This window comes from Intrasporangium sp. Soil_C_50 (assembly GCF_057656595.1).
The window spans coordinates 144,252-169,617 of the sequence record NZ_JBDGKB010000002.1; the positions used below are offsets into that span (position 1 = coordinate 144,252).

25 protein-coding genes and 2 tRNA genes are annotated in these 25,366 nt (G+C 72.7%); 22 read left to right on the forward strand and 5 right to left on the reverse strand.

Translation table 11 applies throughout. The features are described 5' to 3' along the window. Nucleotides 1–82 precede the first annotated feature (82 nt). From AC3A5R_RS08140 to AC3A5R_RS08180, 9 genes are all read left to right on the forward strand, one after another. Nucleotides 83–158: transfer RNA gene (locus tag AC3A5R_RS08140), tRNA-Gly, on the forward strand. Nucleotides 159–254: 96 nt separating this feature from the next. After that, entirely contained in the window at nt 255–1,226 is a 972-nt protein-coding gene (gene ligD, locus AC3A5R_RS08145) for a non-homologous end-joining DNA ligase (protein ID WP_487620250.1), read from the forward strand. An 88-nt stretch (nt 1,227–1,314) separates the two neighbouring features. Beyond that, nucleotides 1,315–1,797 carry a glutathione peroxidase gene (locus AC3A5R_RS08150; RefSeq protein WP_487620251.1) on the forward strand — a complete coding sequence of 161 codons (483 nt, stop codon included), beginning with the start codon at nt 1,315–1,317 and terminating at the stop codon, nt 1,795–1,797. 33 nt (nt 1,798–1,830) lie between these two features. Then, on the forward strand, nt 1,831–2,856 hold the full coding sequence (locus tag AC3A5R_RS08155; RefSeq protein ID WP_487620252.1) for a chorismate-binding protein: 1,026 nt from the start codon (nt 1,831–1,833) through the stop codon (nt 2,854–2,856). Nucleotides 2,857–2,887: 31 nt separating this feature from the next. After that, nucleotides 2,888–3,733, forward strand: a complete 846-nt coding sequence (locus tag AC3A5R_RS08160; RefSeq protein ID WP_487620253.1) for an aminotransferase class IV — start codon at nt 2,888–2,890, stop codon at nt 3,731–3,733. Beyond that, nucleotides 3,730–4,224: a TIGR02611 family protein gene (locus AC3A5R_RS08165; RefSeq protein WP_487620254.1), complete on the forward strand. Its 495-nt coding sequence runs from the start codon at nt 3,730–3,732 to the stop codon at nt 4,222–4,224. Before AC3A5R_RS08160 ends, AC3A5R_RS08165 begins: the two co-directional genes overlap by 4 nt. Before the next feature lie 124 nt (nt 4,225–4,348). After that, nucleotides 4,349–4,422 (forward strand) — tRNA-Val (locus AC3A5R_RS08170). A 108-nt stretch (nt 4,423–4,530) separates the two neighbouring features. Further along, a complete protein-coding gene (locus tag AC3A5R_RS08175; protein ID WP_487620255.1) occupies nt 4,531–4,881 on the forward strand; it encodes a hypothetical protein in 351 nt (116 codons plus the stop codon). A 52-nt stretch (nt 4,882–4,933) separates the two neighbouring features. Then, nucleotides 4,934–5,455 carry a flavin reductase family protein gene (locus AC3A5R_RS08180; RefSeq protein ID WP_487620256.1) on the forward strand — a complete coding sequence of 174 codons (522 nt, stop codon included), beginning with the start codon at nt 4,934–4,936 and terminating at the stop codon, nt 5,453–5,455. A 36-nt stretch (nt 5,456–5,491) separates the two neighbouring features. Here AC3A5R_RS08180 and AC3A5R_RS08185 read toward each other — a convergent pair whose 3' ends face one another. Together AC3A5R_RS08185 and AC3A5R_RS08190 are read right to left on the reverse strand one after the other, a co-directional pair. Continuing rightward, nucleotides 5,492–7,438, reverse strand: coding sequence for an acyl-CoA dehydrogenase family protein (locus AC3A5R_RS08185; RefSeq protein WP_487620257.1), 1,947 nt, complete (start codon nt 7,436–7,438; stop codon nt 5,492–5,494). After that, nucleotides 7,428–8,207: a TetR/AcrR family transcriptional regulator gene (locus tag AC3A5R_RS08190; protein WP_487620258.1), complete on the reverse strand. Its 780-nt coding sequence runs from the start codon at nt 8,205–8,207 to the stop codon at nt 7,428–7,430. Before AC3A5R_RS08190 ends, AC3A5R_RS08185 begins: the two co-directional genes overlap by 11 nt. Nucleotides 8,208–8,314: 107 nt before the next feature. Here AC3A5R_RS08190 and AC3A5R_RS08195 point away from each other — a divergent pair, with 107 nt between their 5' ends. From AC3A5R_RS08195 to AC3A5R_RS08205, 3 genes are read left to right on the forward strand one after another with little or no spacing between them, the layout of a single operon-like run. Continuing rightward, nucleotides 8,315–9,610 carry an acetyl-CoA C-acetyltransferase gene (locus AC3A5R_RS08195; protein ID WP_487620259.1) on the forward strand — a complete coding sequence of 432 codons (1,296 nt, stop codon included), beginning with the start codon at nt 8,315–8,317 and terminating at the stop codon, nt 9,608–9,610. 3 nt (nt 9,611–9,613) lie between these two features. Beyond that, complete coding sequence (locus AC3A5R_RS08200; RefSeq protein ID WP_487620260.1) at nt 9,614–10,939, forward strand: 3-oxoacyl-ACP reductase; 1,326 nt, start codon at nt 9,614–9,616, stop codon at nt 10,937–10,939. A gap of 5 nt (nt 10,940–10,944) precedes the next feature. Further along, nucleotides 10,945–11,802, forward strand: coding sequence for a MaoC family dehydratase (locus AC3A5R_RS08205; RefSeq protein WP_487620261.1), 858 nt, complete (start codon nt 10,945–10,947; stop codon nt 11,800–11,802). A 61-nt stretch (nt 11,803–11,863) separates the two neighbouring features. Here AC3A5R_RS08205 and AC3A5R_RS08210 read toward each other — a convergent pair whose 3' ends face one another. Next, on the reverse strand, nt 11,864–12,691 hold the full coding sequence (locus AC3A5R_RS08210) for a GCN5 family acetyltransferase (RefSeq protein ID WP_487620262.1): 828 nt from the start codon (nt 12,689–12,691) through the stop codon (nt 11,864–11,866). A 231-nt stretch (nt 12,692–12,922) separates the two neighbouring features. On the opposite strand from AC3A5R_RS08210, the gene thrS reads away from it, so the two are divergent. Continuing rightward, nucleotides 12,923–14,908 (forward strand): threonine--tRNA ligase, encoded by a 1,986-nt coding sequence (gene thrS / locus AC3A5R_RS08215; protein WP_487620263.1) that lies wholly within the window; start codon nt 12,923–12,925, stop codon nt 14,906–14,908. Nucleotides 14,909–15,117: 209 nt separating this feature from the next. Here the strand turns inward: thrS and AC3A5R_RS08220 are convergent, their stop codons facing one another. After that, nucleotides 15,118–16,113 (reverse strand): prolipoprotein diacylglyceryl transferase, encoded by a 996-nt coding sequence (locus tag AC3A5R_RS08220; protein ID WP_487620264.1) that lies wholly within the window; start codon nt 16,111–16,113, stop codon nt 15,118–15,120. Nucleotides 16,114–16,655: 542 nt separating this feature from the next. Here AC3A5R_RS08220 and AC3A5R_RS08225 point away from each other — a divergent pair. The 8 genes from AC3A5R_RS08225 (at nt 16,656) to AC3A5R_RS08260 (ending at nt 23,310) form a co-directional block, all read left to right on the forward strand. Continuing rightward, nucleotides 16,656–17,237, forward strand: a complete 582-nt coding sequence (locus AC3A5R_RS08225; protein WP_487620265.1) for an HIT family protein — start codon at nt 16,656–16,658, stop codon at nt 17,235–17,237. A 26-nt stretch (nt 17,238–17,263) separates the two neighbouring features. Further along, entirely contained in the window at nt 17,264–17,887 is a 624-nt protein-coding gene (gene pgsA / locus AC3A5R_RS08230) for a phosphatidylinositol phosphate synthase (RefSeq protein ID WP_487620266.1), read from the forward strand. Then, on the forward strand, nt 17,884–18,894 hold the full coding sequence (locus AC3A5R_RS08235; RefSeq protein WP_487620267.1) for a phosphatidylinositol mannoside acyltransferase: 1,011 nt from the start codon (nt 17,884–17,886) through the stop codon (nt 18,892–18,894). The genes pgsA and AC3A5R_RS08235 overlap by 4 nt, the downstream gene beginning before the upstream one ends. Beyond that, on the forward strand, nt 18,891–20,066 hold the full coding sequence (locus tag AC3A5R_RS08240) for a glycosyltransferase family 4 protein (protein ID WP_487620268.1): 1,176 nt from the start codon (nt 18,891–18,893) through the stop codon (nt 20,064–20,066). Before AC3A5R_RS08235 ends, AC3A5R_RS08240 begins: the two co-directional genes overlap by 4 nt. Continuing rightward, complete coding sequence (locus AC3A5R_RS08245; RefSeq protein ID WP_487620269.1) at nt 20,063–20,611, forward strand: hypothetical protein; 549 nt, start codon at nt 20,063–20,065, stop codon at nt 20,609–20,611. The genes AC3A5R_RS08240 and AC3A5R_RS08245 overlap by 4 nt, the downstream gene beginning before the upstream one ends. Before the next feature lie 113 nt (nt 20,612–20,724). After that, a complete protein-coding gene (pdxS, locus tag AC3A5R_RS08250) occupies nt 20,725–21,660 on the forward strand; it encodes a pyridoxal 5'-phosphate synthase lyase subunit PdxS (RefSeq protein WP_487620270.1) in 936 nt (311 codons plus the stop codon). Between the two features lie 2 nt (nt 21,661–21,662). Further along, nucleotides 21,663–22,208: a hypothetical protein gene (locus AC3A5R_RS08255; protein ID WP_487620271.1), complete on the forward strand. Its 546-nt coding sequence runs from the start codon at nt 21,663–21,665 to the stop codon at nt 22,206–22,208. Nucleotides 22,209–22,296: 88 nt separating this feature from the next. Then, entirely contained in the window at nt 22,297–23,310 is a 1,014-nt protein-coding gene (locus AC3A5R_RS08260) for a DUF4037 domain-containing protein (protein ID WP_487620538.1), read from the forward strand. A gap of 52 nt (nt 23,311–23,362) precedes the next feature. On the opposite strand, the gene kynU is transcribed toward AC3A5R_RS08260, so the two are convergent. Then, a complete protein-coding gene (kynU, locus tag AC3A5R_RS08265) occupies nt 23,363–24,613 on the reverse strand; it encodes a kynureninase (RefSeq protein ID WP_487620272.1) in 1,251 nt (416 codons plus the stop codon). 129 nt (nt 24,614–24,742) lie between these two features. Here kynU and pdxT point away from each other — a divergent pair, with 129 nt between their 5' ends. Further along, the gene (gene pdxT / locus AC3A5R_RS08270; RefSeq protein ID WP_487620273.1) at nt 24,743–25,348 is read left to right on the forward strand and encodes a pyridoxal 5'-phosphate synthase glutaminase subunit PdxT; all 606 of its coding nucleotides are present in this window, start codon (nt 24,743–24,745) and stop codon (nt 25,346–25,348) included. Nucleotides 25,349–25,366: the final 18 nt, after the last annotated feature.

Genomic DNA, 25,366 nt, shown 5'->3' on the forward strand with positions numbered 1-25,366 from the left:
TTTTCGCCGGGTTTCGCCTTGGGCCCGACGTCCGCTATCGTCTACGACGCACCCGCGGCGCTCCGGCATCGCTGGTCCGCAGGCGGACGTAGCTCAGTTGGTAGAGCGCAACCTTGCCAAGGTTGAGGTCGCCGGTTCGAGCCCGGTCGTCCGCTCCACAGGAAGGGCCCGCCGACGTACGTCGGCGGGCCCTTTGCGCACGTCGGCCACGTCCGCGGGCCGGTGCGGGCGCCGATGTCCGTAGGCTGTCGGGCATGGCTGCGTCGAGCAAGGCCCCCGCCGTGGAGCTCGAGGTCGGCGACCACACGGTGCGCCTCTCGAGCCCCGACCGCGTCTACTTCTCCGAACGTGGAGAGACCAAGCTCGACCTGGTGCAGTACTACCTCTCCGTCGGCCCCGGGATCGTCAACGCGCTGCGCGAACGGCCCTGCATGCTGCATCGCTTCCCCAAGGGTGTCGACGGCCAGAAGGTCCACCAGAAGCGACTGCCGGCCGGGGCCCCGCCGTGGGTCGAGACGGTCCGGCTGCACTTCCCGCGCTACGGCCTGCACGCCGACGAGCTCTGCGTCACGAAGCTCGCCGACGTCATCTGGGCGGTGCAGATGTCGACGGTCGAGTTCCACCCGTGGAACAGCCGCCGGGCCGACACCGAGAAGCCCGACGAGTGGCGCATCGACCTCGACCCGATGCCGGAGTGCGGCTTCGACACGGTGCGGCGCGCCGCGGGCACCGTGCACGAGATCCTCGACGAGCTCGGCGCCGTCGGGTGGCCCAAGACGTCAGGCGGCAAGGGCATGCACGTCTACGTGCGCATCGAGCCGAACTGGGGCTTCAAGGACGTCCGGCGCGGCGCCCTGGCCTTCGCCCGCGAGGTCGAGCGACGCCTGCCCGACGAGGTCACGACGACGTGGTGGCGCCGCGACCGAGCCCCGAGCGACCTCTTCGTCGACTACAACCAGAACGCCCGCGACCACACCATCGCGGCCGCCTACAGCGTCCGCGGCACGCCGCACGCCACCGTGTCCGCGCCGATCCGCTGGGACGAGGTGGCCGACGTCGAGCCGCGCGACCTCACGATCGCCACGATGCCGGGGCGCTTCGCCGAGCTCGGTGACCTCCATGCGGGAATCGACGACGCCGTCTTCGACTTCACTCCTCTGCTGGAGTGGGCCGATCGCGACGAACGGGACGGAGCCGGCGTCCCCCCGGAACCGGAGGACGCCTGAGACCCGACCGACCGGGCTGCCGCTCCGAACCACGCACACCAGCACCCAGCACCACGCACCATGACATCCAGGACACCCAGGAGGACCAGTGACCGCCCTCGGCGACTTCACGGCGACGACGATCGACGGGCGGGAGGCCTCCCTGTGCGAGTACGACGGCGAGGTCGTCCTCGTCGTCAACACCGCGAGCGAGTGCGGCTTCACGCCCCAGTTCGCCGGCCTCGAGGAGCTCTACGTCGCGTACCGTGACCGCGGCTTCAGCGTGCTCGGCTTCCCGTGCAACCAGTTCGGCGGCCAGGAGCCGGGCACCGAGGCGGAGATCAGCGGGTTCTGCGAGAAGAACTACGGGGTGACCTTCCCGATGTTCGCCAAGGTCGAGGTCAACGGCGCCGGCGAGCACCCGCTCTTCACCTGGCTGAAGTCAGAGGGCGGGGGGCTGCTCGGCAGCCGGATCAAGTGGAACTTCACCAAGTTCCTCGTCGGGCGCGACGGTCAGGTCCTCGGCCGCTGGTCGCCGACGACCGAGCCGTCGGCGCTCGCCGGTGAGGTCGAGGCGGCGCTCGGCAGCTGAGAGCACCGGCGGGGCGGGCCCTACGATCTGCGGGTGGACCTCGCCCGCTTCGCCGACCGGGTCGCCACGACGGTCGTCGACGTCCGCCGTGGCGCCGAAGCACTCGACGCCCTCGACGGCGAGGGCTTCTGGGCCGTCGTCGCGACGTTCGAGGGCGAGGTCACGGCCGTCCGCTTCGCCGACGTGACGCGCGGGGTGCCGCTGCCGTCCGACCTGCGGTGGGCGCCCCTGACAGGGGAGTGGACCTCGTCGCTGGACCGCTCCGAGTACGTGGGTGCGGTCCGCGACGTGCGGCGTCGCATCGCGTCGGGGATCGTGTACCAGGTCAACGTGTGCCGCGTCGTCAGCCACGAGCTCGATCCCGTGGCGGATCTCGATGCTCTGGACACCCTGCTGCGACAAGGCAACCCGGCCCCTCACGCCGCGCGCATCCGGTGCGATGCGGCGGGGCTCGACCTCGTGGGCGCCTCGCCCGAGCTGTTCCTGTCGCGTGCCGACGGGCGTGTGGTCACCCGTCCCATCAAGGGCACCGCGCCCACCCCCGAGCAGATGCTGCCCAAGGACCACGCCGAGAACGTCATGATCGTCGACCTCATGCGCAACGACCTGTCCGGGGTGTGCGAGCCGGGCACCGTCTCGGTCGACGAGCTCTGCGCGGTGGAACGGCACCCCGGCCTCGTGCACCTCGTGTCGACGGTGAGCGGCCGCTTGCGTCCCGGCGCGCACTGGCGCGACATCGCGGCGTCGACGCTGCCGCCCGGCTCGGTCAGCGGCGCGCCCAAGTCAAGTGCCCTCAGGGCCATCGCCGAGCTCGAGGGCACGGCGCGCGGGCCATACTGCGGGGCCGTCGGCTGGGTCGACGCCGACCGCGGCGAGGCGGAGCTGGCGGTGGGCATCCGTACCTTCTGGGCCGAGTGCGACGACGACGGACGCCGGTGGATCCGGTTCGGCACCGGGGCCGGGATCACGTGGAGCTCGGACCCCGAGGGGGAGTGGGCGGAGACCGAGCTCAAGGCCGCCCGGCTCGTCGGGCTCGCGGCCGGCGCTGTGACACCATGAGGCCACCCCAGCGGCGACACGACGAGGAGCCATGAGCACGACCACACGCGTCTGGGTCGACGGACGGCTCGTCGACCCTACCGGGCCGGCAGTGTCGGCCCTCGACCACTCCGTCACCGTGGGCGACGGCGTCTTCGAGACGGCCAAGATCGTCGACGGCCAGCCGTTCGCGCTGTCCCGGCACCACCGACGCCTCGAGCGCTCCGCCACCGGGCTGGGCCTGCCGCCGCTCGACCTCGCCCTCGTCGACAAGGGGGTGGCCGCGGTGCTCGAGGGCGACCCGATCCCGTTCGGGCGCCTGCGGTACAGCGTGACCGGCGGCATCGGCCCGCTGGGCTCGGACCGGGCCGACGCCGACCTCACCTACATCGTGCTGGCCGCACCGCAGCCCCTGCCGCCGACGAGCGGCGCCCTGACGGTCGTGCCCTGGACCCGCAACGAACGCTCGGCGGTCGTCGGCCTCAAGACGACCTCCTACGCCGAGAACGTCGTGGCGCTGGCGCGGGCCCGGCAGGTCGGCGCAGTCGAGGCGGTCTTCGCCAACAGCCGCGGCGAGCTGTGCGAGTGCACAGGCAGCAACATCTTCGTCGTCGTCGACGGCGTCGTGCTGACGCCGCCTGACGACTCCGGCCTGCTCCCCGGCATCACCCGCGAGCTCGTCATCGAGTGGGGACGGGCCGCGGGCTTCGACGTCCGGGAGGAGGCCCTGCCGATCGACGTCCTCGCGTCGGCCGACGAGGTGTTCATCACGAGCTCGACCAAGGACGTCCTGCCCGTCCACGCCGTCGACGAGCGGACCATGCCGGCCGAGCACCCGGTCACCGACGCCCTCCAGCGGGTCTTCCGCGAGGCATCCGGGCAGGACCTCGACCCGTGACCGGCCCCGAGGGCACCCACCAGCACCACGTGGCATCCGAGGCGTCGGGCGAGGTCGACTACTCCGACCCCAACTCGACCCTCGACGCCGACGAGGACCGCTGGGCCTGGCGGGCCCGGCTGCGCCGAAACCGCGTGACGCACCTCGTGTGGCGCACCGCCGTCGGCGTCGTCGGCACGGTGGTCACCGTGGCGGGTCTCATCATGGTGCCGGCCCCCGGGCCGGGCTGGCTCGTCGTGTTCTTCGGGCTGCTCATCCTCGCCAGCGAGTTCGAGTTCGCCCAGCGCTGGCTCGACTTCGCCAGGCGTCACGTGACCCGGTGGAACGACTGGATCATGGCGCAGGCCGTCTGGGTTCGCGGCCTCGTCGCCCTCGGGACGCTCGTCGTCGTGTGGGCGGTCATCTGGGGCTACCTGGCTGTCGCCGGCGTCCCGCAGTTCGTGCCGCAGTGGGCCGAGGAGCTCCTGACGCAGCTGCCCGGCATCGACTGACCTGCGTCGACACGGGTCGGCGCGGCCGCCGGCCCGACCTCGAGTGGGGCGATTTCCGCCACCGGTCCGGCACAGGCTATTGTTTCCCTCCGTCGCCCCGATCGCCGTCGGCACACGGGCGCCCGGACGTGTAGCTCAGTTGGTTAGAGCGCTCGCTTCACACGCGAGAGGTCAGGGGTTCGAGTCCCTTCACGTCCACCGACACCGAACGGCCCCAGACCTGTGAGAGCACCGGTCAGGGGCCGTTCGGCATCCCGGGCCGCGCGCCGCGCGCGACTGCCAGCAGGACGGACTAGCCTGAGCCGCATGAACGCCGCCGTGTCGAGCCTGTTCATCTATCCCGACTCCGACGCCCCGGGGCAGGAGCTCGACAGCGTCGAGATCACGCCGACCGGGCCGGCCGGCAACCGGGCCAAGAAGAACGCCGTCCACCTCGTCTCGGCGGCCGACTACGTCGAGACCCACCCGAAGGCCAACGTCGTGCTCGACATGGACGCCTCGGTGCTGGCAGGGCTCGTCGGGCGCACCGTGCGCCTCGGCGACTGCACCCTGCAGGTGACCCGGGCGCCCTCGCAGTGCGCCGGGGTATACGCCGACGTCGTGGAGCCCGGCGAGGTTGCGGTCGACGACCTGCTGCTCGTCGCCGAGTCGGAGTGAGCCGCGTGCCCGTTGTGCCGGGGGCCTCACGCGACCCGGACGCGGGCGCCTCGTGACGATCCACTCCGAGCACCCGTTCCTGCCGCCCGAGCCGGACCGCGACCCGGTCCGGCGGCTGCGGGGCCGGGTCGGGTCGACGGTGACGCTGTGGACCGCCGGCTCCGGGGTCGAGCGCGCCGGGCTGACGGTGTCCTCCTACCTCGTCGCCGCGGGGGAGCCCGCCCGGGTCGTCGCCCTGCTCCACCCGGAGTCCGACCTCCTCGAGCGCCTCGAGGAGGAAGGGACGGCCGTCGTCGCCCTGCTCGGCTGGCGCCAGCGCGAGCTGGCCGACGTCTTTGCCGGCGTGCGCCCGGCCCCTGGCGGTCCGTTCCGGGGCGGAGACTGGGAGCAGACGAGCTGGGGGCCGCGCCTCCTCGACGTCCCGACGTGGGCGGGCGTCCGTCTCGACGACGCCGCCACCCACGACGTCGGGTGGTCGCGCCTTGTCGAGGCCGTCGTCGAGCACGTGGAGCTGGGCGACGACGCCGAGTCGCTGGTGCACCGACGCGGCCGGTACCAGCGACCCGACGCCTGAGCGATCCCGCTGCGGCACAGCGGAGTCCGGCCGCCGTCAGTCGGCCGACGCCCCGCCGTTCATCTCCGTCGTCAGCCACGCGTCGGGGATGCCGAAGCCGTCGACGAGCAGGCCCGCGTGCGGGCGCAGCTCGGCGCACAGCTCGTTGACGACCGCGGTGAGGGCCTTGGCGCGAGCCGGGCTCAGACGGTCGTGCTCGAGGTACCAGGCCTTGTGCGCCTCGACGGTCGTGAGGGCGTGCAGGTCGCAGACCCGCGAGAGCAGGGCCTGCACCTGCGGGTCGTCGCACTCCTCGACGGCGGCCGCGAACGACTCGGTGACGACGCGCTCCACGTGAGCCTGAGCGGTGTCGACGAGGTGGTCCTGACAGGCGTTGAAGACGGCGAAAGCGTCGGCGTCGCGAGCCTCGGCCCGACGCAGCCGACGGGCCAGCCCCTCGAGCAGGTGCTCCTCCCGCTCGCGCAGCAGCCGCAGCTGGGTGCCGCGGGCCGCGAAGGTCAGGTCCTCGTCGCGGCCGGGCGAGGCGTCGACGATGCGCTGGACGATGCCGCGGGCGGCGGAACGCTCGATGACCGTGCCGGCAGCCAGGCGTGCGCCGAACCGGACGATGCCGACCGTGTCGAGGTCGCCGAACGTCGAGCGGTAGTCGGTGAGCAGCGACTTGGCGACGAGCTGGAGCAACACCGTGTTGTCGCCCTCGAAGGTCGTGAAGATGTCGGTGTCGGCCTTCAGCTGGGCGAGCCGGTTGGCGTGGAGGTAGCCGGCCCCTCCGCACAGCTCACGGCACTCCTGCAGGGTGTCGGTGGTGTGCCGCGTGGTCAGCGCCTTGATCCCGGCGGCGCTGGTCTCGAGGCGCCGCTGGGCCTCCTCACCGGGGGCGCGGCCCGACAGCACGTCGTCCATCGCGCCGACGAGCTCGTGCTGGGCCACCTGCAGGGCGTAGGCGGCGGCGATGCGGGGCAGCAGCCGGCGTTGGTAGGTGCGGTAGTCGAGCACGGTGACCTCGTCGCCCGCGCCGGGAGGCGCGAACTGCCTTCGCCCGAGGGCGTACCGCGTCGTGACCGCAAGAGCCGAACGGGCGGCGGCGCCCGCACCACCGGCCACCGAGATGCGACCCCGGACCAGCGTGCCGAGCATCGTGAAGAAGCGGCGCGACGGGTTGTCGATGGGGCTGGTGTACCGGCCCTCGTCGTCGATGTCGCCGTAGCGGCCGAGCAGGTTGGTGCGCGGCACGCGGACGTGGTCGAAGGAGAGTCGCCCGTTGTCGACACCGTCGAGGCCGAGCTTGGGCCCGCAGTCGGTCGCCGTGACGCCCGGCAGCGTGCGGCCCTCGTGGTCGCGCAGCGGCACGAGGACGCAGTGCACGCCCTGGGATTCGCCGTCCACGACGAGCTGGGCGAACACCGCCCCGACGCGGGCGTCGTGGGCGGCGCCCCCGATGTAGTCCTTGCGCGCTGCGGGCGAGGGGGAGTGGACGACGAGCTCGTCGGTGGTGGGGTCGTAGGTGGCGGTCGTCAGCAGTGCCTGGACGTCGCTGCCGTGACCGGTCTCGGTCATGGCGAAGCAGCCGAGCAGCTCGCCGCTCGTGATGCGCGGCACGAGGGCGTCGTGACGGTCGGTGCCGAGCATCGACACGGCCCCGCCGAACAGGCCCCACTGCACGCCTGCCTTGACGAAGAGCGAGAGGTCGCTGTGGCCGAGCATCTCGAAGGCGGCCACGGAGTCGCCGTACTGTGCACTGCCCCCCTGACGCTCCGGGCAGCCCTGTGCCGCATAGGGTTCGGCGGCCAGCCGCTGCATCTGGTCGCGGACGCGCGCACGGTGCTCCTCGAGCGGGAGCGGCCGGTCCGGCGGACCGAAGACGGCGTGGTCGAGCTCGCGACAGCGCTCACGCACGGCCCGACGCGGGCCGTCGAGGTGGGCGCGCAGGGCGTCGGCGCCGGGCGGCGGCAGGATCGGTGCGGTGGTGGGTTCAGCGGACACGGCGGGCCTCCTGGGCGGGCGTGCTGGCGGGGGTGTCAGGACTGTCGGGGGACCGGGGGAGGGAACCGGAGGGGGAGAGGACGGGGGCGAGGCCGGTCCACGCGAGGTCGGTGAGGGCCGCGACCACCTCGGCCCGCGGAGTGCGGTGGGCGGTCGCCAGCCAGTCGTCGGCGACCGCCTGCACCGAGCCGACCAGGGCGATGGCCCAGGTGCGCGCGCGGCCGGTGTCGGTCGCCGACGCCTCGAACGAGCCCCGCAGCAGCCCGGTGAGACGGTCGGCCACCTGGGCCACGGTGCCCCCGACGGGGTCGTCGGCGAGCGGACGGTCGACGAGTGGCCGGTTGACGACGAAGCGGTAGACCTCGGTGTCGGACTCGACGAGTGCGAGATAGGCCTCGACGGTCGAGGCGATGAGCCCGCGCGGGTCGCCCGCGCCGCCGTCCGCGTCGTTGCGCGCGAGGGCCGCCCCCACGTCGCGGACGACCCGGGCATCGATGCGTTCGGCCACGGCCCGGTAGAGCCCGGCGCGGTCCTCGAAGTGCCGGTAGACGACGGTCTTGCTCGTGCCGGCCTCGGCGGCGATGTCGTCCATGCCGACCGTCGCTCCGTGGCGACGGATGGCCCGGATCGTCGCGTCGACGAGGGCGGCCCGGCGTTCCTCGCGGTGGCGCTCCCACCGGGCGTCGCGCCCGTCACGGGTGGCTGCGCCGGTCCGACCCCGACGCGGCGCGCGGGAGCCGCTCGACCGGGGCTCGTTGACGTCGTCCATCTCACGAAAGTAACAGGTACGCGCTGTATCGACTACTGCCAGTTTCGGTTATCTTGAGAACAACGACAGCCAGAAACCTCCACCCGAGCGAGAGCAGGTACAGACCCATGGCGTCCACCACCACCGCCCGAGCGCCCCGCCGCGTCGCGGTCCTCGGGGGCAACCGCATCCCCTTCGCCAGGGCCAACGGCGCGTACGCGCAGGCCGGTAACCAGGACATGCTCACCGCCACCGTCGACGGCCTCGTCGCCCGGTACGGCCTCTCGGGCGAGCGACTCGGCGAGGTCGTCGCGGGCGCGGTCCTCAAGCACAGCCGCGACTTCAACCTGACCCGCGAGACCGTCCTCGGCACCCGACTGTCGCCGGCCACCCCCGCCTACGACGTCCAGCAGGCGTGCGGCACCGGGCTCGAGGCGGCGATCCTCGTCGCGAACAAGATCGCCCTCGGCCAGGTCGAGTCCGGCATCGCCGGTGGTGTCGACACGGCCAGCGACGCCCCGATCGCCGTCAGCGAGGGTCTGCGCCACACGTTGCTCGCGGCGAACCGTGCCCGCACCCCGGGGGCGAAGGTCAAGGCCCTCGCCGGCCTGCGTCCCGGCGACCTCCTGCCGTCGGTTCCGCAGAACGTCGAGCCGCGCACCGGGATGTCGATGGGCGAGCACATGGCCGTCACGGCCGCCCAGTGGGGCATCTCGCGCGAGGCCCAGGACGAGCTGGCCGCCGCGAGCCACCACCACCTCGCCGCAGCCTACGACCGCGGCTTCTTCGACGACCTCATGACGCCCTACCTCGGGCTCACCCGCGACAACAACCTGCGCCCCGACACGAGCGCCGACAAGCTCGCGGCCCTCAAGCCGGTCTTCGGACGGGGCGAGGGCGCGACGATGACCGCCGGCAACTCGACGCCGCTCACCGACGGCGCCTCGGCCGTGCTGCTCGCGAGCGAGGACTGGGCCGCCGGGCACCACCTCGAGCCGCTCGCCTGGTTCGTCGACGCCGAGACCGCCGCGGTCGACTACGTCCACGGCGACGAGGGCCTGCTCATGGCACCCGCCTACGCCGTGCCCCGGCTGCTCGCCCGAAACGGCCTGTCCCTGCAGGACTTCGACTACTACGAGATCCACGAGGCCTTCGCCGCCACGGTGCTCACCACGTTGACGGCGTGGGAGGACCCCGACTTCTGCAAGGCGCGCCTCGGCCTCGACGCCCCCCTCGGCGCGATCGACCGCTCGAAGCTCAACGTCAACGGCTCGTCCCTCGCCGCCGGGCACCCGTTCGCCGCCACGGGCGGGCGCATCGTCGCCTCGCTGGCCAAGCAGCTCAAGGAGGCCGGCGGCGGCCGCGGCCTCATCTCCATCTGCGCTGCCGGTGGGCAGGGCGTCGTCGCGATCCTGGAGGCCTGACCCGTGCCCGACCTGCTCACCACGCTCATCAGCTCGCCCGTGGCCAAGAAGGTCGGCGTGCCGCAGCCGACGCCGCTGCGGCGCTACGAGCCCGGTCTGCCGCTCTGCGAGGGGCCGGTCCTCGTCGCCGGCGGAGGTCGCTTCGGCACAGCGCTCGCCGAGTGGCTCGGCTCCCTCGGGATCGCCACCGTCGAGTCGGCCGACGCGGTCGCCGAGGGCACGCGCCTCGGCGCCGTGGTCCTCGACCTCAGCGCCGCCACGCACCCCGACGAGCTGGCCGCCCTGCGCGTCGTCGGGGCGCCCGCGGTCAAGCGCCTGGCTCGCAACGGACGCGTCGTCGTCGTCGGTACCGACCCCGCGTCGCTGACCGGCGTCGCCGACGTGGCCACGCAGCGCGCCCTCGAGGGCGTCGTGCGCTCGATCGGCAAGGAGCTGCGCGCCGGCGCCACCGCCAACCTCGTGCTCACCACGGGCGAGGCCTCCGAAGGTGTCCGCTCCGCTGTCGAGTTCTTCCTCTCGGGCCGCTCGGCCTACGTCGACGGGCAGGTCGTTCGCGTCGACGAGTCCACCGGCGCCGAGGCCGACGCCCTGCGCCCGCTCGAGGGCAAGGTCGCGGTCGTCACCGGTGCCGCTCGCGGCATCGGTGCCGAGATCGCGCGGGTCATGGCCCGCGACGGCGCGACCGTCGTGGCCGTAGACGTGCCCCAGGCCGGCGACGCCCTCGCGCGGGTCGCCAACGAGGTCAAGGGAACCGCGCTCCAGCTCGACGTCACCGCGCCCGACGCGGGTGCACGGCTCGTCGAGCACGCCCGCTCGCGCCACGGCTCGCTCGACATCGTCGTCCACAACGCCGGCATCACCCGCGACAAGCTCTTCGTCAACATGGACGACGCGCGGTGGGACTCCGTCATCGGGGTCAACCTCGCCTCGATCCTGCGGATGAACGAAGCCATCCTCGGCGAGGGTGGGCTCTCCGACGGTGGCCGGATCGTCTGCGTCGCCTCGATCGCCGGGATCGCCGGCAACCGGGGGCAGACGAACTACGGAGCGAGCAAGGCCGGCGTCATCGGGCTCGTCACCGCACTGTCGGCGCAGGTGGCCGCGCGCGGCATCACCGTCAACGCCGTGGCTCCCGGGTTCATCGAGACGGAGATGACGGCCAAGATCCCCTTCGCCACGCGTGAGATCGGTCGCCGGATGAACTCCCTCCAGCAGGGGGGCCGCCCACGTGACGTGGCCGAGACCATCGCCTGGTTCGCCCAGCCGGGTGCCGCCGCCGTGACCGGGCAGGTCGTGCGCGTCTGCGGCCAGAGCCTGCTCGGGGCGTGAGGCCGATGACGCGCCACACGACGCTCGACGGCCCGCCGGACCTGCGCCGCATCTACGCCACGGCGGCCCTGCGCCGTGGCTCGTCCGCAGGCGAGCTGCCCGACGTCGAGGTGTCCCGCGCCGGCGTGCGGGTCGATGTCGCCGACCTGGTCGCGTACTCGCGGGTCTGCGGCTTCACCGTCGACGGGACGATCCCGCCGACCTACCCGCACCTGCTCGCCTTCCCGCTCCAGATGGTCGTCATGAGCGGCGACGGGTTCCCGCTGCCGCTGCTCGGCGCCGTCCACGTCGAGAACACGATCACCGCGACCCGGCCGGTCCGCGTCGACGAGGTGCTCGACGTCTCGGTCCGCGCGGCCGACCTGCGCCCGCACCGTCGGGGCCGGCAGGTCGACCTCGTCTCGGAGGCCAGCGTCGCCGGGGAGCTCGTCTGGCGCGGCGTCAGCACCTACCTGTCGCGCGGCACCGAACACCCGGACGCCGTGGTCTCCGAGCCGCCGTCGTCGGCGCCGCTCGACGCCGTGACGACCGGGCCGCGCTGGCGGCTCGGCGAGGGCACGGGGAGGGCCTATGCGTCGGTCTCCGGCGACTGGAACCCGATCCACGTGCACGCCTTCACCGCCAAGCCGCTCGGGTTCCCGACTGCCATCGCACACGGGATGTACTCGTACGCAAGGGTGCTCGCCTCGCTCGGACCCAAGCTCCCGCAGTCCGGCCTCACGAGCAGCGTCTGGTTCCGCAAGCCCGTCCGGCTGCCGTCGACCGTGCGCCTGCGCACGGCCTTCGACGACGCGTCGTCGCTGTCGGTGCTCGAGTCGGCCAAGGGCGACGTCGAGCACGCAGTGGTGCGCAACAGCTGGTGAGTGCCCCGGGGCCCGGGCGATCAGGTGGACCCACCTGGTCGCCCGGGCCCCGAGTGCTCGCTCAGGGGCGCCACACCCAGTTGACGCGGTCGTAGACCTGCACGAACCCGGCCCGTTCCATGTTGTGCAGCGACGGGTTGTGCTGGCCATCGGACTCCTGCCACGTCTCGGAGCTGAGCCACGTGCACCCGGCCACCCGGGCGGCCTCGACGCGCTGCTGCATGAAGGCCGACTGCGCCCCGAGGCCACGGGCTTGCTCGTCGGTCGCGGCCCCGCAGAACGCGCCCAGGCCGTCGTGGACGAACAGCTGCGCGGCAGCCACCAGCCGCGGTCCGTCGTGGGCGCCCCAGGGACGGAAGCCGGAGCGCAGCCCCGAGCGCGCCCCCTCGGCGAACATCGCGAGCAGCGAGGGATGCTCGGGCATGCCGAACCCGCGGGCGAACAGGCGCGCCCACGCGTCCGCCTCGCCAGGATCGAGTGGACCGATCTCGAGGTCCGAGCGCGCCTGTGCGGCAGGCTCGTCGGCGGGGCGCAGCAGCTTCGCCCACACGTTCCCGGCGACGATGCCGAGGCGTCCGCTGATGTCCTCCCAGTCCTCGGGGAGCGCCGCGGGTGCCAGCTGAAGCACCCCCGCAGGTGCGGCCGCCCTGCGGTAGCGGTCGACGACGTCACGGGCGATGTCCTCGGTGAACGGCTCGCTGACGCCGAAGCCCAGGGCCTTGTTCCAGTAGCCCCCCGTCGGGTCGCCGGCCATGACGAGAACGACGCCGCCACCGACCCGGGCCTGCTCCATCCCGAGGGCCTCCTGGGCCTCGGCGGGGGCGCCGCGCTCGAAGGCGTACATGAACTCGGCCTCGGCGGTCTCGGCCACCGCCACCGTCTCGGACACACTCAGCTCATCGACGCGCACGCACGCCTCCCGGGGCCGGCCGACGGCGTCGGCGACTCGCACCAGCGTAGGGCGCCGAGTGGCGCGACGGGGCCACTCGCGAAGCACCGTGTCGCTGCTGCGCACGCGTCCTCGATACCCTTGACCGCGCCGTGACCCAACGGCGTCCACCCACCGAAACGCGAACGTCCGGCCCGTCACGGCCGGACGGGGGCGAGAAGGAGCACGCACGTGTCTGCAGACATCACCGTCACCGTCGCCGGGAGCGAGCGAACGGTCGCGGAGCAGACGACGGCGGGTGAGCTCTTCGAGGGCGACCGCTCCGTCGTCGTGGCCCGGGTCAACGGCACCCTGCGTGACCTCTTCCACGTGCTCGCCGACGGCGACGTCGTCGAGCCGGTCACCGTCGCCAGCGAGGACGGCCTGGCCGTCCTGCGCCACTCGACCGCGCACGTCCTCGCGCAGGCGGTCCAGCAGCTGCACACCGACGCCAAGCTCGGCATCGGTCCGCCGATCCGCGACGGCTTCTACTACGACTTCGACGTCGAGACCCCGTTCCACCCCGATGACCTCAAGGCCCTCGAGAAGGCCATGCAGAAGATCATCAACGAGGGCCAGACGTTCGAGCGTCGCGTCGTCACCGACGCCGAGGCCCTCGAGGAGCTCGCCCACGAGCCGTACAAGTGCGAGCTCGTCGGGCTCAAGGGCGGCAACGCCGACGAGGCGGCCGAGGGCGCCGGCGTCGAGGTCGGGGCCGGCGAGCTGACGATCTACGACAACATCCGCCGCGACGGCACGCGGGCCTGGGGCGACCTCTGCCGCGGCCCCCACATCCCGAGCACCAAGCTCATCGGCAACGCCTTCAAGCTGATGCGCTCGGCCGCCGCCTACTGGCGCGGGTCGGAGAAGAACCCGCAGCTGCAGCGCGTCTACGGCACCGCGTGGCCGACCAAGGACGACCTCAAGGCCTACCTCGACCGCCTCGCCGAGGCCGAGCGTCGAGACCACCGCAAGCTCGGGGCCGAGCTCGACCTGTTCAGCTTCCCCGACGAGCTGGGCTCCGGGCTGCCGGTGTTCCACCCGAAGGGTGGCGTCATCAAGCGCGAGATGGAGGACTACGTCCGCCGCCGGCACATCGAGGAGGGCTTCGACTACGTCGGCACGCCCCACATCACCAAGGACGGCCTCTTCCACACCTCGGGCCACCTGCCGTACTACGCCGACACGATGTTCCCGCCGATGGAGCTCGAGGGCGCGAAGTACCAGCTCAAGGCGATGAACTGCCCGATGCACAACCTCATCTACAGCTCGCGCGGCCGCTCCTACCGTGAGCTGCCGCTGCGGTTCTTCGAGTTCGGGTCGGTCTACCGCTACGAGAAGTCGGGCGTCGTGCACGGGCTCACGCGCGTGCGCGGCATGACGCAGGACGACTCGCACAGCTACGTCACCCCGGGGCAGGCGCCGGCCGAGATCCAGCACCTGCTCGACTTCGTGCTGAGCCTGCTGCGCGACTTCGGCCTCGACGACTTCTACCTCGAGCTGTCGACGCGCGACGAGGACGGCGACAAGAAGGACAAGTTCATCGGCAGCGACGAGCAGTGGGCCGTCGCGACGAAGGTCCTCGAGGACGTCGCCGTCGCCTCAGGCCTCGAGCTCGTGCCCGACCCGGGTGGTGCCGCGTTCTACGGCCCGAAGATCTCGGTCCAGGCCCGTGACGCGATCGGCCGCACCTGGCAGATGTCGACGATCCAGTACGACTTCAACCAGCCCGAGCGCTTCGGGCTCGAGTACCAGGCCGCAGACGGCTCGCGCCAGCAGCCGGTCATGATCCACTCGGCGAAGTTCGGCTCGATCGAGCGCTTCCTCGGGGTGCTCGTCGAGCACTACGCGGGCGCGTTCCCGGTGTGGCTCTCGCCGGTCCAGGTGCTCGGCGTGCCGGTTGCCGAGGACTACGCCGACTACCTCGGAGACGTGCTGGACCGCATGAAGCGCAAGGGAGTCCGCGTCGAGCTCGACGCCAGCGACGACCGCTTCCCGAAGAAGATCCGCAATGCGAGCAAGTCCAAGGTGCCCTTCACGCTCATCGCCGGTGAGGAGGACCGCGCCGCCGGCGCCGTGTCGTTCCGCTACCGCGACGGGTCGCAGAAGAACGGCGTGCCGATCGACGACGCCATCGCCGAGGTCCTCACTGCGATCGAGAGCCGCGCGCAGGTCTGAGCTGATGCGCTGAGCGCAGGACCCTTGTCCTGTCCGATGTCGTGTCGACTTCGGACAGGGCAGCGGTCACGGGTTGCCCGGTGGGGCGGACGACACGAGTCTCGGGCGAGACACCGCTGTCGCCCCCGTGAAGGAACGTCCCATGCCCACCGTGCTCGGATCGCTCGGCACCGTCGTCCTCGCCGACAGCCGGTTCGAGGTCTACGCCGTCACGCTCGGCTGAGGTCCACGGGTTCCGGGTCCGGCGTCGTCTCGCGCCGGGCCCGGAACCGCACGAGGCCGGCCAGGCCGACGACGAGGAACAGCGCCGACAGGTACTGCGCCTGGCTCAGGTGCAGCGGGCCGTGCAGCTCGTTGACGCGGAACGGCTCGATGGCGAGCCGCTCGGCCGCCGCGAGCACGATCCAGAGGCTGAAGAGCCACCCGGCCCGGAACGAGTGCCGGCGCAGCGCCCACAGGACGCCGAAGAGGACGAGCGCCATCACGGTCTCCCAGATCGGTGTCGGGTGGACGCCGGGGGCGGGGATCTGCACGCCGAAGATGTTGCCCTGGTACTGCTGGGCCCAGAGCCACGTCGGCAGCCACCCCGGCTTGGCCGCGGGGTCCGCCGCCACACCCCAGTCGCCGTCACCGGACACCTGGCAGCCGATCCGCCCCACCGCGTAGCCGAGCATGAGGGCCGGCGCGGCCGCGTCGAGGAACGGCGCGACGCGGATGCCCTTGCGGCGCAGCAGGACGACACCCACCGCGGTGGCGACGACGAGGCCGCCGATGATGTTGAACCCGTTGCTGTTGAAGACCTGACCGATCGGGTCTGCGAGCAGGGCGCCGGGGTCCTCGGCTACCGAGAAGAGCTTGGCCCCGGCGATGCCCGACAGGAGCATGGCGGCGGCGAAGGTCGTCGTGAACTCGTCGAGCCCCTCGAGGGACGTCACGGCGCGGGAGGTGCGGCGGACCCCGCCGCGCCCGGCCGCGGTGTCGCCGTCCGGCGAGATCGGGTCGTCGGCCGGTGGGTCGGCCGAATCGTCGGCCAGCTCGCCGGCGCGCCACCGGCGTCGCAGCTCGATGCGCAGGGCGACGGTGGCTGCGCCGACCGCGAGGAGCACGAGGAGACCGAACATCGGCACCGGCAGGGGCAGGTCGGCACCGGTCATCGCCTTCACCAGGTCGCTGAGGTAGGGGTAGGCGTCGTCCGGTGTAGGCACAGCCGGACCTTAGGTTCGCGCCGGCCACGGGGCAAGCGCCGGGCCATAAGCCGGGCCATAAGCCGGGCCACAAGCCGGGCCACTCGGGGGCCCTCCCGAAGTTGGGACGGCGTGTCCCCGCCGACACGCCGCCACGAAGGAACCGGGCCGGGATTCTTTCGCGGATCCCTTGCGCCGCACCCGATCCCGGGGTTACAACTGTTCTTACCGATCCGCTTCGGCGGAACGGTTTCTGAACCACTCCGGTGGGACAGAACCGAAGGCCCGGGAACTCATACTTCCCGGGCCTTCACCTCTCTCAGGACGCCTCCGGCAGCGCTCCGGCGCGTCCCCAGGACCTCGGCCCCGCGGATCTCACACCCGCGGGGCTGATCTGCGTCCGGAGCCCGCACTCGGCCGCCCGGCCTCGCGGGAGGGCGATGTCGGGGCGTGTCGGATTTCCCCTCCTCCCGGCGACACGGTTCAATGGATTCGGCCCTGCGGTGTGTGAGACCGCAGGGCCGCTCACGTCCCCGGACCCCCGCACCCTAGGATCGTCAACCATGACGGAGCAGGGGAGCGCGCCCGAGGCGCCTGAGGCGCCCGAGCCACCCGAGCCGGCAGCGGGCTTCGCCCGGGTCGACGACGGCTTCGAGCGGCTGTGGACCCCGCACCGGATGGCCTACATCCTCGGCGACAAGCCGACGGACGAGGCCGGCAACGGCTGTCCGTTCTGCGCCGCCCCGCGCAAGGACGACGCCGAGGGCCTCGTCGTGCACCGCGGCGAGCACTGCTACGTCGTCATGAACCTCTTCCCCTACAACCCGGGCCACGTGCTCGTCTGCCCGTACCGGCACGTCTCCCTCTACGTCGACCTCACCGACGAGGAGACCGCCGAGTTCACGGCCCTGACCAAGCAGGCCGTCCGCGCCCTCGAGGCGTCGTCGGGTCCGCACGGGTTCAACCTCGGGATGAACCAGGGCGCGGTCGCCGGCGCCGGGGTGGCCGCCCACCTGCACCAGCACGTCGTGCCGCGCTGGAGCGGCGACTCGAACTTCCTGCCGATCGTCGCCCAGACCAAGGCGCTGCCGGTCCTGCTCGAGGAGACGCGCTCGCGGCTCGTCGCCGCATGGCCCGAGCGCTGAGCCCCGGTCGTTACGCTGTCACCACCATGCTCAACAGACTCCTGCGCGCGTCGCTGACCAAGGTCCTCGGTCCGATCGCCCACCTCTTCCTCCGACTCGGCATCAGCCCGGACGTCGTCACGATCGTCGGCACCGTCGGCGTCTGCGTCGGAGCCCTCGCCTTCTTCCCGCGCGGACAGATCTGGGTCGGCGTCCTCGTCATCACCGCCTTCGTCTTCTCCGACAACGTCGACGGCATCATGGCGCGCGAGTCGGGACGCTCGAGCAAGTGGGGTGCCTACCTCGACTCGACCCTCGACCGGGTCGGCGACGCCGCGATCTTCGGCGGGCTCGTCCTCTACTACGCCGGCCGCGGCAACAACCAGCTCATGGCCGGACTGGCCCTGGCGTGCCTCATCCTCGGCAGCGTCGTGTCCTACGCCAAGGCCCGGGCCGAAGGCCTCGGCTACACGGCGGACGTCGGCATCGCCGAGCGCGCCGACCGGCTGGTCGCCGTCCTCGTGGCCGCCTTCTTCGCCGACCTCTTCGACTCGACGCTCCTGCTCGGCGTGGTCCTCGGCCTGCTCGCGGTCGCGAGCTTCGTCACCGTCCTCCAGCGGATGCTGACGGTCCGGCGCCAGGCCCTCGCGGCGGGGGAGGCCCGCAGTTGAGCGGGGTCCTCGGCCGGGCCACGGACACGCTGAGCGTCCTCGGGTTCCGGCTCGGGTGGTCCGCGGTCCGAGCCCTGCCCGAACGCGCCGCCTACAGCCTCTTCGACCGGGTCGCCGACATCGCCGTGCGCCGTAGTGGATCCGGCATCGTGCGGCTGCGCGCCAACTACCGACGGGTCCGACCCGAGCTGTCCGACGCCGAGCTCGACGACCTCGTTCGTGCCGGGATGCGCTCGTACATGCGCTACTACTGCGAGGCCTTCCGGCTGCCGTCGCTGCGTCGGGAGCAGGTCGACGGTGCCGTCGAGGTGCGCGGCGAGCAGGAGGTCGCCGAACGTTCCGCCCGCGGTGAGGCTGCTGTGGTCTTCGTCGGGCACCTCGGCAACTTCGACCTCGCCGCCGCGTGGTCGGCTGGCAACCTCATGCCTGTCACGACCGTCGCCGAGCGGCTGAAGCCGGAGGAGGTGTACCAGGAGTTCGTCGCCTTCCGGCGCAGCATCGACATGGACATCATCCCGCTGACCGGCGGGGACGACCCGTTCCAGGGACTGCTCGCCGCGGCCCGGGGCGGCGGCCGGCTCATCGCCCTCGCCGCCGACCGCGACCTCACCAACGGCGGCGTCGAGGTCGACCTGCTCGGTCACCGGGCCCGGATGGCCAAGGGCCCGGCCGTGCTCTCGCTCATGACCGGCGCACCGCTCTACGCTGCCCGCATCTGGTACGAGCCTGCGCCCGAGGGCGAGGGCCTCGGCGGGTACCGCACCGTCATCGAGTTCAGCCCCCGGCTCGAGCCGCGCGTCTCCGGCACCACCGCCGTCCGGGCCGCCGACCTCATCCAGCAGTGCGCCGACCACCTCGCCGTCACGATCCGCGAGCACACGTCGAGCTGGCACATGCTCCAGCGCGTCTTCGTCGACGACCTCGACCCGGCGCGGACGCCGGCGCCCGCAGCGTCCGCTCCCGCTCCGGCTCCCTCCTCGAGTCCCGACGGCGGGTCGACGCCATGAAGGTCGGCATCGTCTGCCCGTACTCGTTCGACGTCCCGGGTGGTGTGCAGTTCCACGTCCGCGACCTCGCCGAGCACCTCATCGGCCTCGGTCACGAGGTCTCGGTGCTCGCGCCGGCCGACAGCGACACCGCCCTGCCCGACTACGTCACGTCGGCGGGCCGGGCCACCGCGGTGCGCTACAACGGCTCGGTCGCCCGCCTCAACTTCGGGCCCGTCACGGCGGCCAAGGTCGGACGCTGGCTCGAACAGGGCGCGTTCGACGTGCTGCACCTGCACGAGCCCGTCACGCCGAGCATCAGCGTGCTCGCGCTCCTGGCCGCCGAGGGCCCCATCGTCGCGACCTTCCACACCTCGATGGTCCGCTCGCGCACGATGCAGACCGCCTACCCGATCGTGCGTCCGAGCCTCGAGAAGATCGCCGGGCGCATCGCCGTCAGTGAGGACGCCCGCCGTACCGTCACGACGCACGTCGGTGGCGACGCGGTCGTCATCCCCAACGGCGTCTACGTCGACCGTTTTGCCGCCGCCCCGCGCCGCAGCGCCTGGATCGGCACCCCGGCGGCGCCGACCGTTGCGTTCCTCGGCCGGATGGGTGAGCCGCGCAAGGGCCTGCCGGTCCTCGCCGCGGCGCTGCCCGAGGTGCTGCGTGCCGTGCCGGGTCTGCGCGTCCTCGTGGCCGGTCCCGGTGACCCCGAGGAGGTCACGGAGGGCTGGCCGTCCGAGGTCCTCGCCGCGTGCGAGTTCCTCGGCGCCGTCTCCGACGAGGACAAGGCCTCGCTGCTCGCGTCCGTCGATGTCTACGTCGCCCCGAACACCGGCGGCGAGAGCTTCGGCATCATCCTCATCGAGGCGATGTCGGCCGGCGCCTGCGTGCTCGCGAGCGACCTCGGCGCCTTCTCCCGGGTGCTCGACGGCGGCGAGGCCGGGGCCATGTTCACCAACGAGGACCCCGCCGACCTCGCGCGCGTCCTCGTCGAGCTGATCCGCGACCCGGCCCGGCGTCGCGGCCTCGCCGAGGCCGGAGCCCGCCGAGCCCGCCTCTTCGACTGGGCGGTCGTGGCCGACCGCATCCTGGCCGTCTACGAGACCGTCATCGAGGGCCGGGCGGCCGCCAGCTTCGAACCTCCGGCCCGGTGGAGCCGCTTCCTGCCCGGGGGGAGGACCCGATGAGCGAGCTGCTGACGTGGGTCTTCGCCGTCCTGTTCGTCCTGGTCGTCATCGCCTGGTACCTGTCGTACACGGCCGCGCGGCTCGACCGGCTCCACGTGCGCCTCAGCGGCACCCTCGCCGCCCTCGACGCCCGGCTCGTGCGTCGGGCCGAGGCCGCCGTCGAGCTCGCCAACAGCGGACTGCTCGACGGCGCCACGGCGCTCATCGTGGCCAACGCGGCCGCCGACTCGCTCGAGGCGCCGTCGGAGCACGGGGAGGAGCGCGAACAGGCCGAGAGCGACCTCACCGAGGCCCTCGACGTCGCGCTGCCGCCCGATCTCGTCGCCGACCTGCGCGAGGACCCCGTCGGTCGTGACGTCATCGGACGCGTCACCTCGGCGTGCACGCGCGTGCAGCTGGCCCGGCGCTTCCACAACGACGCCGTCACCGACGTCCGACGCGTGCGGCGCACGTGGACGGTCCGTGTCTTCCACCTGGCCGGGTACACCCCGATGCCCCACACCATCGAGTTCGACGACGAGGTCTCCGCGCTCGTCGCCGAGTGAGCCGGCCGCGCCCCGGACCCGGTCGGGAGCACCCCGCCGCGGGCCCTACCCTTGGAGTCGAGGGGCTCGTGACCTCCCACGGGCCACCCCCGACACAGCGAAAGCAGGACATCGTGAGCACGACCCAGACGCCCGGCGGCGCGGCCGCGGCCGACCGGCACGCCGGCACGAGCACCGGGACCACGCGCGTCAAGCGCGGCATGGCCGAGATGCTCAAGGGCGGCGTCATCATGGACGTCGTCACCGCTGAGCAGGCCAAGATCGCCGAGGACGCCGGCGCCGTCGCCGTCATGGCGCTCGAGCGGGTCCCTGCCGACATCCGCGCCCAGGGGGGCGTCTCGCGCATGAGCGACCCCGACATGATCGACGGCATCATCGAGGCCGTCTCGATCCCGGTCATGGCCAAGGCGCGCATCGGCCACTTCGTCGAGGCGCAGGTGCTGCAGAGCCTCGGCGTCGACTACATCGACGAGTCGGAGGTCCTCACCCCGGCCGACTACGCCAACCACATCGACAAGTGGCAGTTCACGGTGCCCTTCGTCTGTGGTGCGACCAACCTCGGCGAGGCCCTGCGCCGCATCACCGAGGGCGCGGCGATGATCCGCTCCAAGGGCGAGGCCGGCACCGGCGACGTCTCCAACGCGACGACGCACATGCGCCAGATCCGCCAGGAGATCCGCCGCCTGCAGAGCCTGCCGGAGGACGAGCTCTACGTCGCGGCCAAGGAGCTGCAGGCCCCGTACGACCTCGTCAAGGAGATCGCCGAGACCGGCAAGCTGCCCGTCGTGCTCTTCACCGCGGGCGGCATCGCCACCCCGGCCGACGCCGCGATGATGATGCAGCTCGGCGCCGAGGGCGTCTTCGTCGGCTCGGGCATCTTCAAGTCCGGCAACCCGGCCCAGCGCGCCGAGGCCATCGTCAAGGCGACGACCTTCCACGACGACCCCGACGTCATCGCCAAGGTCTCGCGCGGCCTCGGCGAGGCCATGGTCGGCATCAACGTCGACGAGATCGCCCAGCCGCACCGCCTCTCCGAGCGCGGCTGGTGACGATGGGGCCGACCTACGCGCTGCTCACCCGGGCGTCCGCCTCCGAGCTGGCTTCGGCAGTGCCGGTGCCGGCTCGCGTCGGGACGCTCGACGGGTGGAGCGTAGCCGGGATCGACCCCGACCTCGTCACCGACAGCTGGCCCGACGAGACGCCCGACCGGACGAGCGCACGGCTCGGGTCCCCGGTCGTCGCGGTGTTCGAGAACGCTCACATCGCCGGCCTCGCGGCCAGTGCCGAGGGCGACTCCGAACCGCGGATGTTCAGCGATGGGTGGCTGCCGCCGCGCGGCCTCATGGGCCGGCTCTGGGTGCGCGGCTGGCGGTCCAGCGCCGACGAGTTCGCGCGTCGGGCCGGACTGCCCGACCGCGGGGCGGCGCTGGGAGAGGTCCGCCAGCCCGCTCCCGACGGGTCGTCCCTGCCGATCTCGACGCTGTTCGTCGCAGCGGTCGACGCACTCGGCCTGCCTGCAGGCGTCCGCGGTACGTCGCTCTTCTCGGCCGACCACCTGCACGACGTCATCGACGTCGACCCCGGGCGCCAGCCCTGACGTGATCGAGCAGATCGCCGTCGTGCCCCGCCGGGCGCGACGGCGATCTGCGTCCTGCGCTCGGGCTGACAGGATCGGGCTCGTGGAGATGAACGGCGCTGCCGTGTCGCGGGCGTACTGGGCCGACGTCGTCGAGCCCCTCGTCCGACGCCGGTGGCCTGCGATGCCCTTGGGTGCAGGCCGGCTCGGCAGCGGCTCGGACGTGCTCGCGCTCGACGACGAGATGTCGCGCGACCACGACTGGGGGCTACGCCTCAACCTCCTCGTTCCCCAAGAGCGTGTCGACGAGGTCGACGCCCACCTCGCCGAGGCGCTGCCCGACGAGGTCCTGGGGCTGCCGACGCGGTTCGCCACGACGTGGGACCCCGTGGTGCGCCACCGGGTGCAGGTGCAGACGACGCGTGACCTCGCGGCCTCGCGCCTCGGCGTCGACCCGGCCGAGCCGCTGGACGTCGCCGACTGGCTCGCGCTCACCGGGCAGGCCGTCCTCGAGGTGACCGCCGGCGACGTCTTCGCCGACGACGCCGGCGAGCTCGCGGCGGTCCGCCGGACCCTCGCCTGGTACCCGGACGACGTCTGGCGGTACGTCGTCGCGACCGACTGGGCCCGGCTCGCGCAGGAGCTGCCGTTCGTCGGCCGCACGGGCGAACGGGGCGACGACCTCGGTTCCCGCGTCGTGGCGGCGCGCCTCGCCCACGTCACCCTGCACCTGGCGCACCTGCTCGAGCGTCGCTGGCCCCCGTACGCCAAGTGGCTCGGCACGAGCGCCGCGCGCCTCCCGCGCACGGGCGGCGTCGTCCCGCTCCTGGGTCGCGCCCTGTCAGCCGACGCGTGGGAGGTGCGCGAGGAGGCTCTCGTCGCGGCGCTGCGCGTGCTGGGCGGCGTGCAGGGGCGGTCCGGGCTGCCGGCCGTCCAGGACCCGGTCGAGCCGTTCTGGGACCGCCCCTACCGTGGCGTGCGCGAGGCGGCCGTTCAGGTGATCGAGGACGCGGTCACCGACCCTGTCGTGCGCGCCCTGCCCCGCGGCGTCGGCTCGGTCGAGCAGTGGAGCACCAGCGTCGACGTGCTCGTGGAGCCGCACCGCCGCCGTCAGCCGTCCTGACCGCGGGTCGTGTCTGGTTGACGGGGCCCTGACCCCACCAACCGCACACGACTCAGGTGACGGCGCCGCGCTCGGCGAACTCGGGACGCTCGAACTCGCGTCCCTCGATGACCTCGCGGACGTGCTCGGCCGCGCGGACCGCGTCGACGTGCGTCACGTAGAGCGGGGCGAAGCCGAGGCGCACGATGTCGGGCTCACGGAAGTCGCCGATGACGCCGCGGGCGATGAGGGCCTGGACGACGGAGAAGGCCTGCGGGTGGCGCAGCGACACCTGGGAGCCGCGTCGGGCCGGCTCGTGCGGTGTCGCGAGCGGAAGGTCCACGCCGAGCGCACTCAGCGCGTCGATGAACGTCGACGTCACGGACAGCGACGCCGCCCGCACGTCGGCGGGGGAGAGGCCGTCGTAGGCGGTGAGGGCGGCCTCGAGGGCCAGCACCGACAGCAGCGGCGGCGTGCCGGTGCGGGCCCGCGTGATGCCGGCGTGCGGCTCGTAGTCCGGGCTCATGTCGAACGGCCGGGCGTGCCCGTTCCACCCGGCGAGCGGCTGGTCGAAGCCGTCCTGGTGGCGGGCGGCCACGTAGATGAAGGCAGGGGCACCCGGACCGCCGTTGAGGTACTTGTAGCCGCAGCCGACGGCGAGGTCGACGCCGTTCGCGTCGAGGTCGACCTCGACGACGCCGGCGGAGTGGCACAGGTCCCAGCAGGCAAGGGCGCCGACCGCGTGCGCCGCGTCGGTCACCGGTCGCAGGTCCCACAGCTCGCCGGTGCGGTAGTCGACGCTCGAGTACGACACGAGGGCGAGCGCGTCGCCGACCTCGCGGACGGCCGCCACGGCGTCGCGTGGGCTGACGCGCCGCACCTCCAGGCCGGCGAGGCGCGCGGCGGCCTCGGTCATGTAGAGGTCGGTCGGGAAGGAGCCGGGATCGGTGAGCACGACGGTGCGGCCCGGGCGCAGCCGCGCGGCGCCGACGACGGCCTTGAAGAGGTTGACCGACGTCGAGTCGGTGACGACGACCTGCCCCGGCGCCGCCCCGACGATCCGTCCGACGGCGTCACCGACGCGGGTCTGCGCGCCCCACCAGTCGTGCTCGTTCCACGACCGGATGAGCCGCTGGCCCCACTGCCGGCGCACGACGTCGTCGAGGACCGGGCCCACGGCACGGGGCAGGGCTCCGAGCGAGTTGCCGTCGAGGTAGATGACGCCGTCGGGCAGCTCGAAGAGGTCACGCGTACCGGCCAGGGGCGAGGCGGCGTCCGCGGCCTCGGCGGCGGACAGCAGGGTGTCGAGGGCGCTGACGGTCATGGCCGCAACGTATCCCGGCCGTCCGTCCCGGCGTCAGGGCCTCGAGCGCACGGAGTGTCTCGGGTACCGGACACCCCGCAGGCGGGGCCGGTGTCCGCGAGCCGGCCGGCGCGTCATACCCTCGCCTCCATGGCAGCACCCCGCATCGGCGTCCTCGCCGTCCAGGGCGACGTGCGAGAGCACGCGACCGCCCTCGCCGCCCTCGGCGCCGACGTCATCCTCGTCCGGCGCCCCTCCGAGGTCGAGCATCTCGACGGGCTCGTCATCCCCGGCGGCGAGTCCACGACGATGGACAAGCTCGTCCGGGCCTTCGACCTGCAGGAGCCCCTCCGGCGGCGCATCGCCGAGGGCCTGCCCGTGTACGGCTCCTGCGCCGGCATGATCATGCTCGCCGACCGCATCGCCGACGGCCGCTCCGACCAGCAGACCCTCGGCGGCCTCGACGTCACGGTGCGCCGCAACGCCTTCGGCCGGCAGGTCGACTCCTTCGAGCAGGACATCGAGTTCGTCGGGCTCGAGGGCACCGTGCACGCCGTCTTCATCCGCGCCCCGTGGGTCCAGGAGGCCGGAGACGCCGTCGAGGTGCTCGCCCGTGTGAGCGACGGGCCCGCCGCCGGTAGGATCGTCGCGGTTCGGCAGGGGAACCTCATGGCGACGTCCTTCCACCCCGAGGTCGGGGGCGACCGCCGCATCCACGCCGAGTTCGTCAGCATCGTCACGCAGCACAGCCAGTAGACCGGAACGCGAGGGAAC

Bases quoted from the DNA above. Each gene is read 5' to 3' on its own strand.
- AC3A5R_RS08175 (WP_487620255.1), top strand. From the start codon at position 4,531: ATGAACGCCGCCGTGTCGAGCCTGTTCATCTATCCCGACTCCGACGCC.
- ligD (WP_487620250.1), top strand. From the start codon at position 255: ATGGCTGCGTCGAGCAAGGCCCCCGCCGTGGAGCTCGAGGTCGGCGAC.
- kynU (WP_487620272.1), bottom strand. From the start codon at position 24,613: ATGACCGTCAGCGCCCTCGACACCCTGCTGTCCGCCGCCGAGGCCGCG.
- AC3A5R_RS08240 (WP_487620268.1), top strand. From the start codon at position 18,891: ATGAAGGTCGGCATCGTCTGCCCGTACTCGTTCGACGTCCCGGGTGGT.
- AC3A5R_RS08255 (WP_487620271.1), top strand. From the start codon at position 21,663: ATGGGGCCGACCTACGCGCTGCTCACCCGGGCGTCCGCCTCCGAGCTG.
- AC3A5R_RS08195 (WP_487620259.1), top strand. From the start codon at position 8,315: ATGGCGTCCACCACCACCGCCCGAGCGCCCCGCCGCGTCGCGGTCCTC.
- AC3A5R_RS08190 (WP_487620258.1), bottom strand. From the start codon at position 8,207: ATGGACGACGTCAACGAGCCCCGGTCGAGCGGCTCCCGCGCGCCGCGT.
- AC3A5R_RS08245 (WP_487620269.1), top strand. From the start codon at position 20,063: ATGAGCGAGCTGCTGACGTGGGTCTTCGCCGTCCTGTTCGTCCTGGTC.
- pgsA (WP_487620266.1), top strand. From the start codon at position 17,264: ATGCTCAACAGACTCCTGCGCGCGTCGCTGACCAAGGTCCTCGGTCCG.
- AC3A5R_RS08260 (WP_487620538.1), top strand. From the start codon at position 22,297: ATGAACGGCGCTGCCGTGTCGCGGGCGTACTGGGCCGACGTCGTCGAG.
- AC3A5R_RS08205 (WP_487620261.1), top strand. From the start codon at position 10,945: ATGACGCGCCACACGACGCTCGACGGCCCGCCGGACCTGCGCCGCATC.
- AC3A5R_RS08160 (WP_487620253.1), top strand. From the start codon at position 2,888: ATGAGCACGACCACACGCGTCTGGGTCGACGGACGGCTCGTCGACCCT.
- AC3A5R_RS08225 (WP_487620265.1), top strand. From the start codon at position 16,656: ATGACGGAGCAGGGGAGCGCGCCCGAGGCGCCTGAGGCGCCCGAGCCA.
- pdxT (WP_487620273.1), top strand. From the start codon at position 24,743: ATGGCAGCACCCCGCATCGGCGTCCTCGCCGTCCAGGGCGACGTGCGA.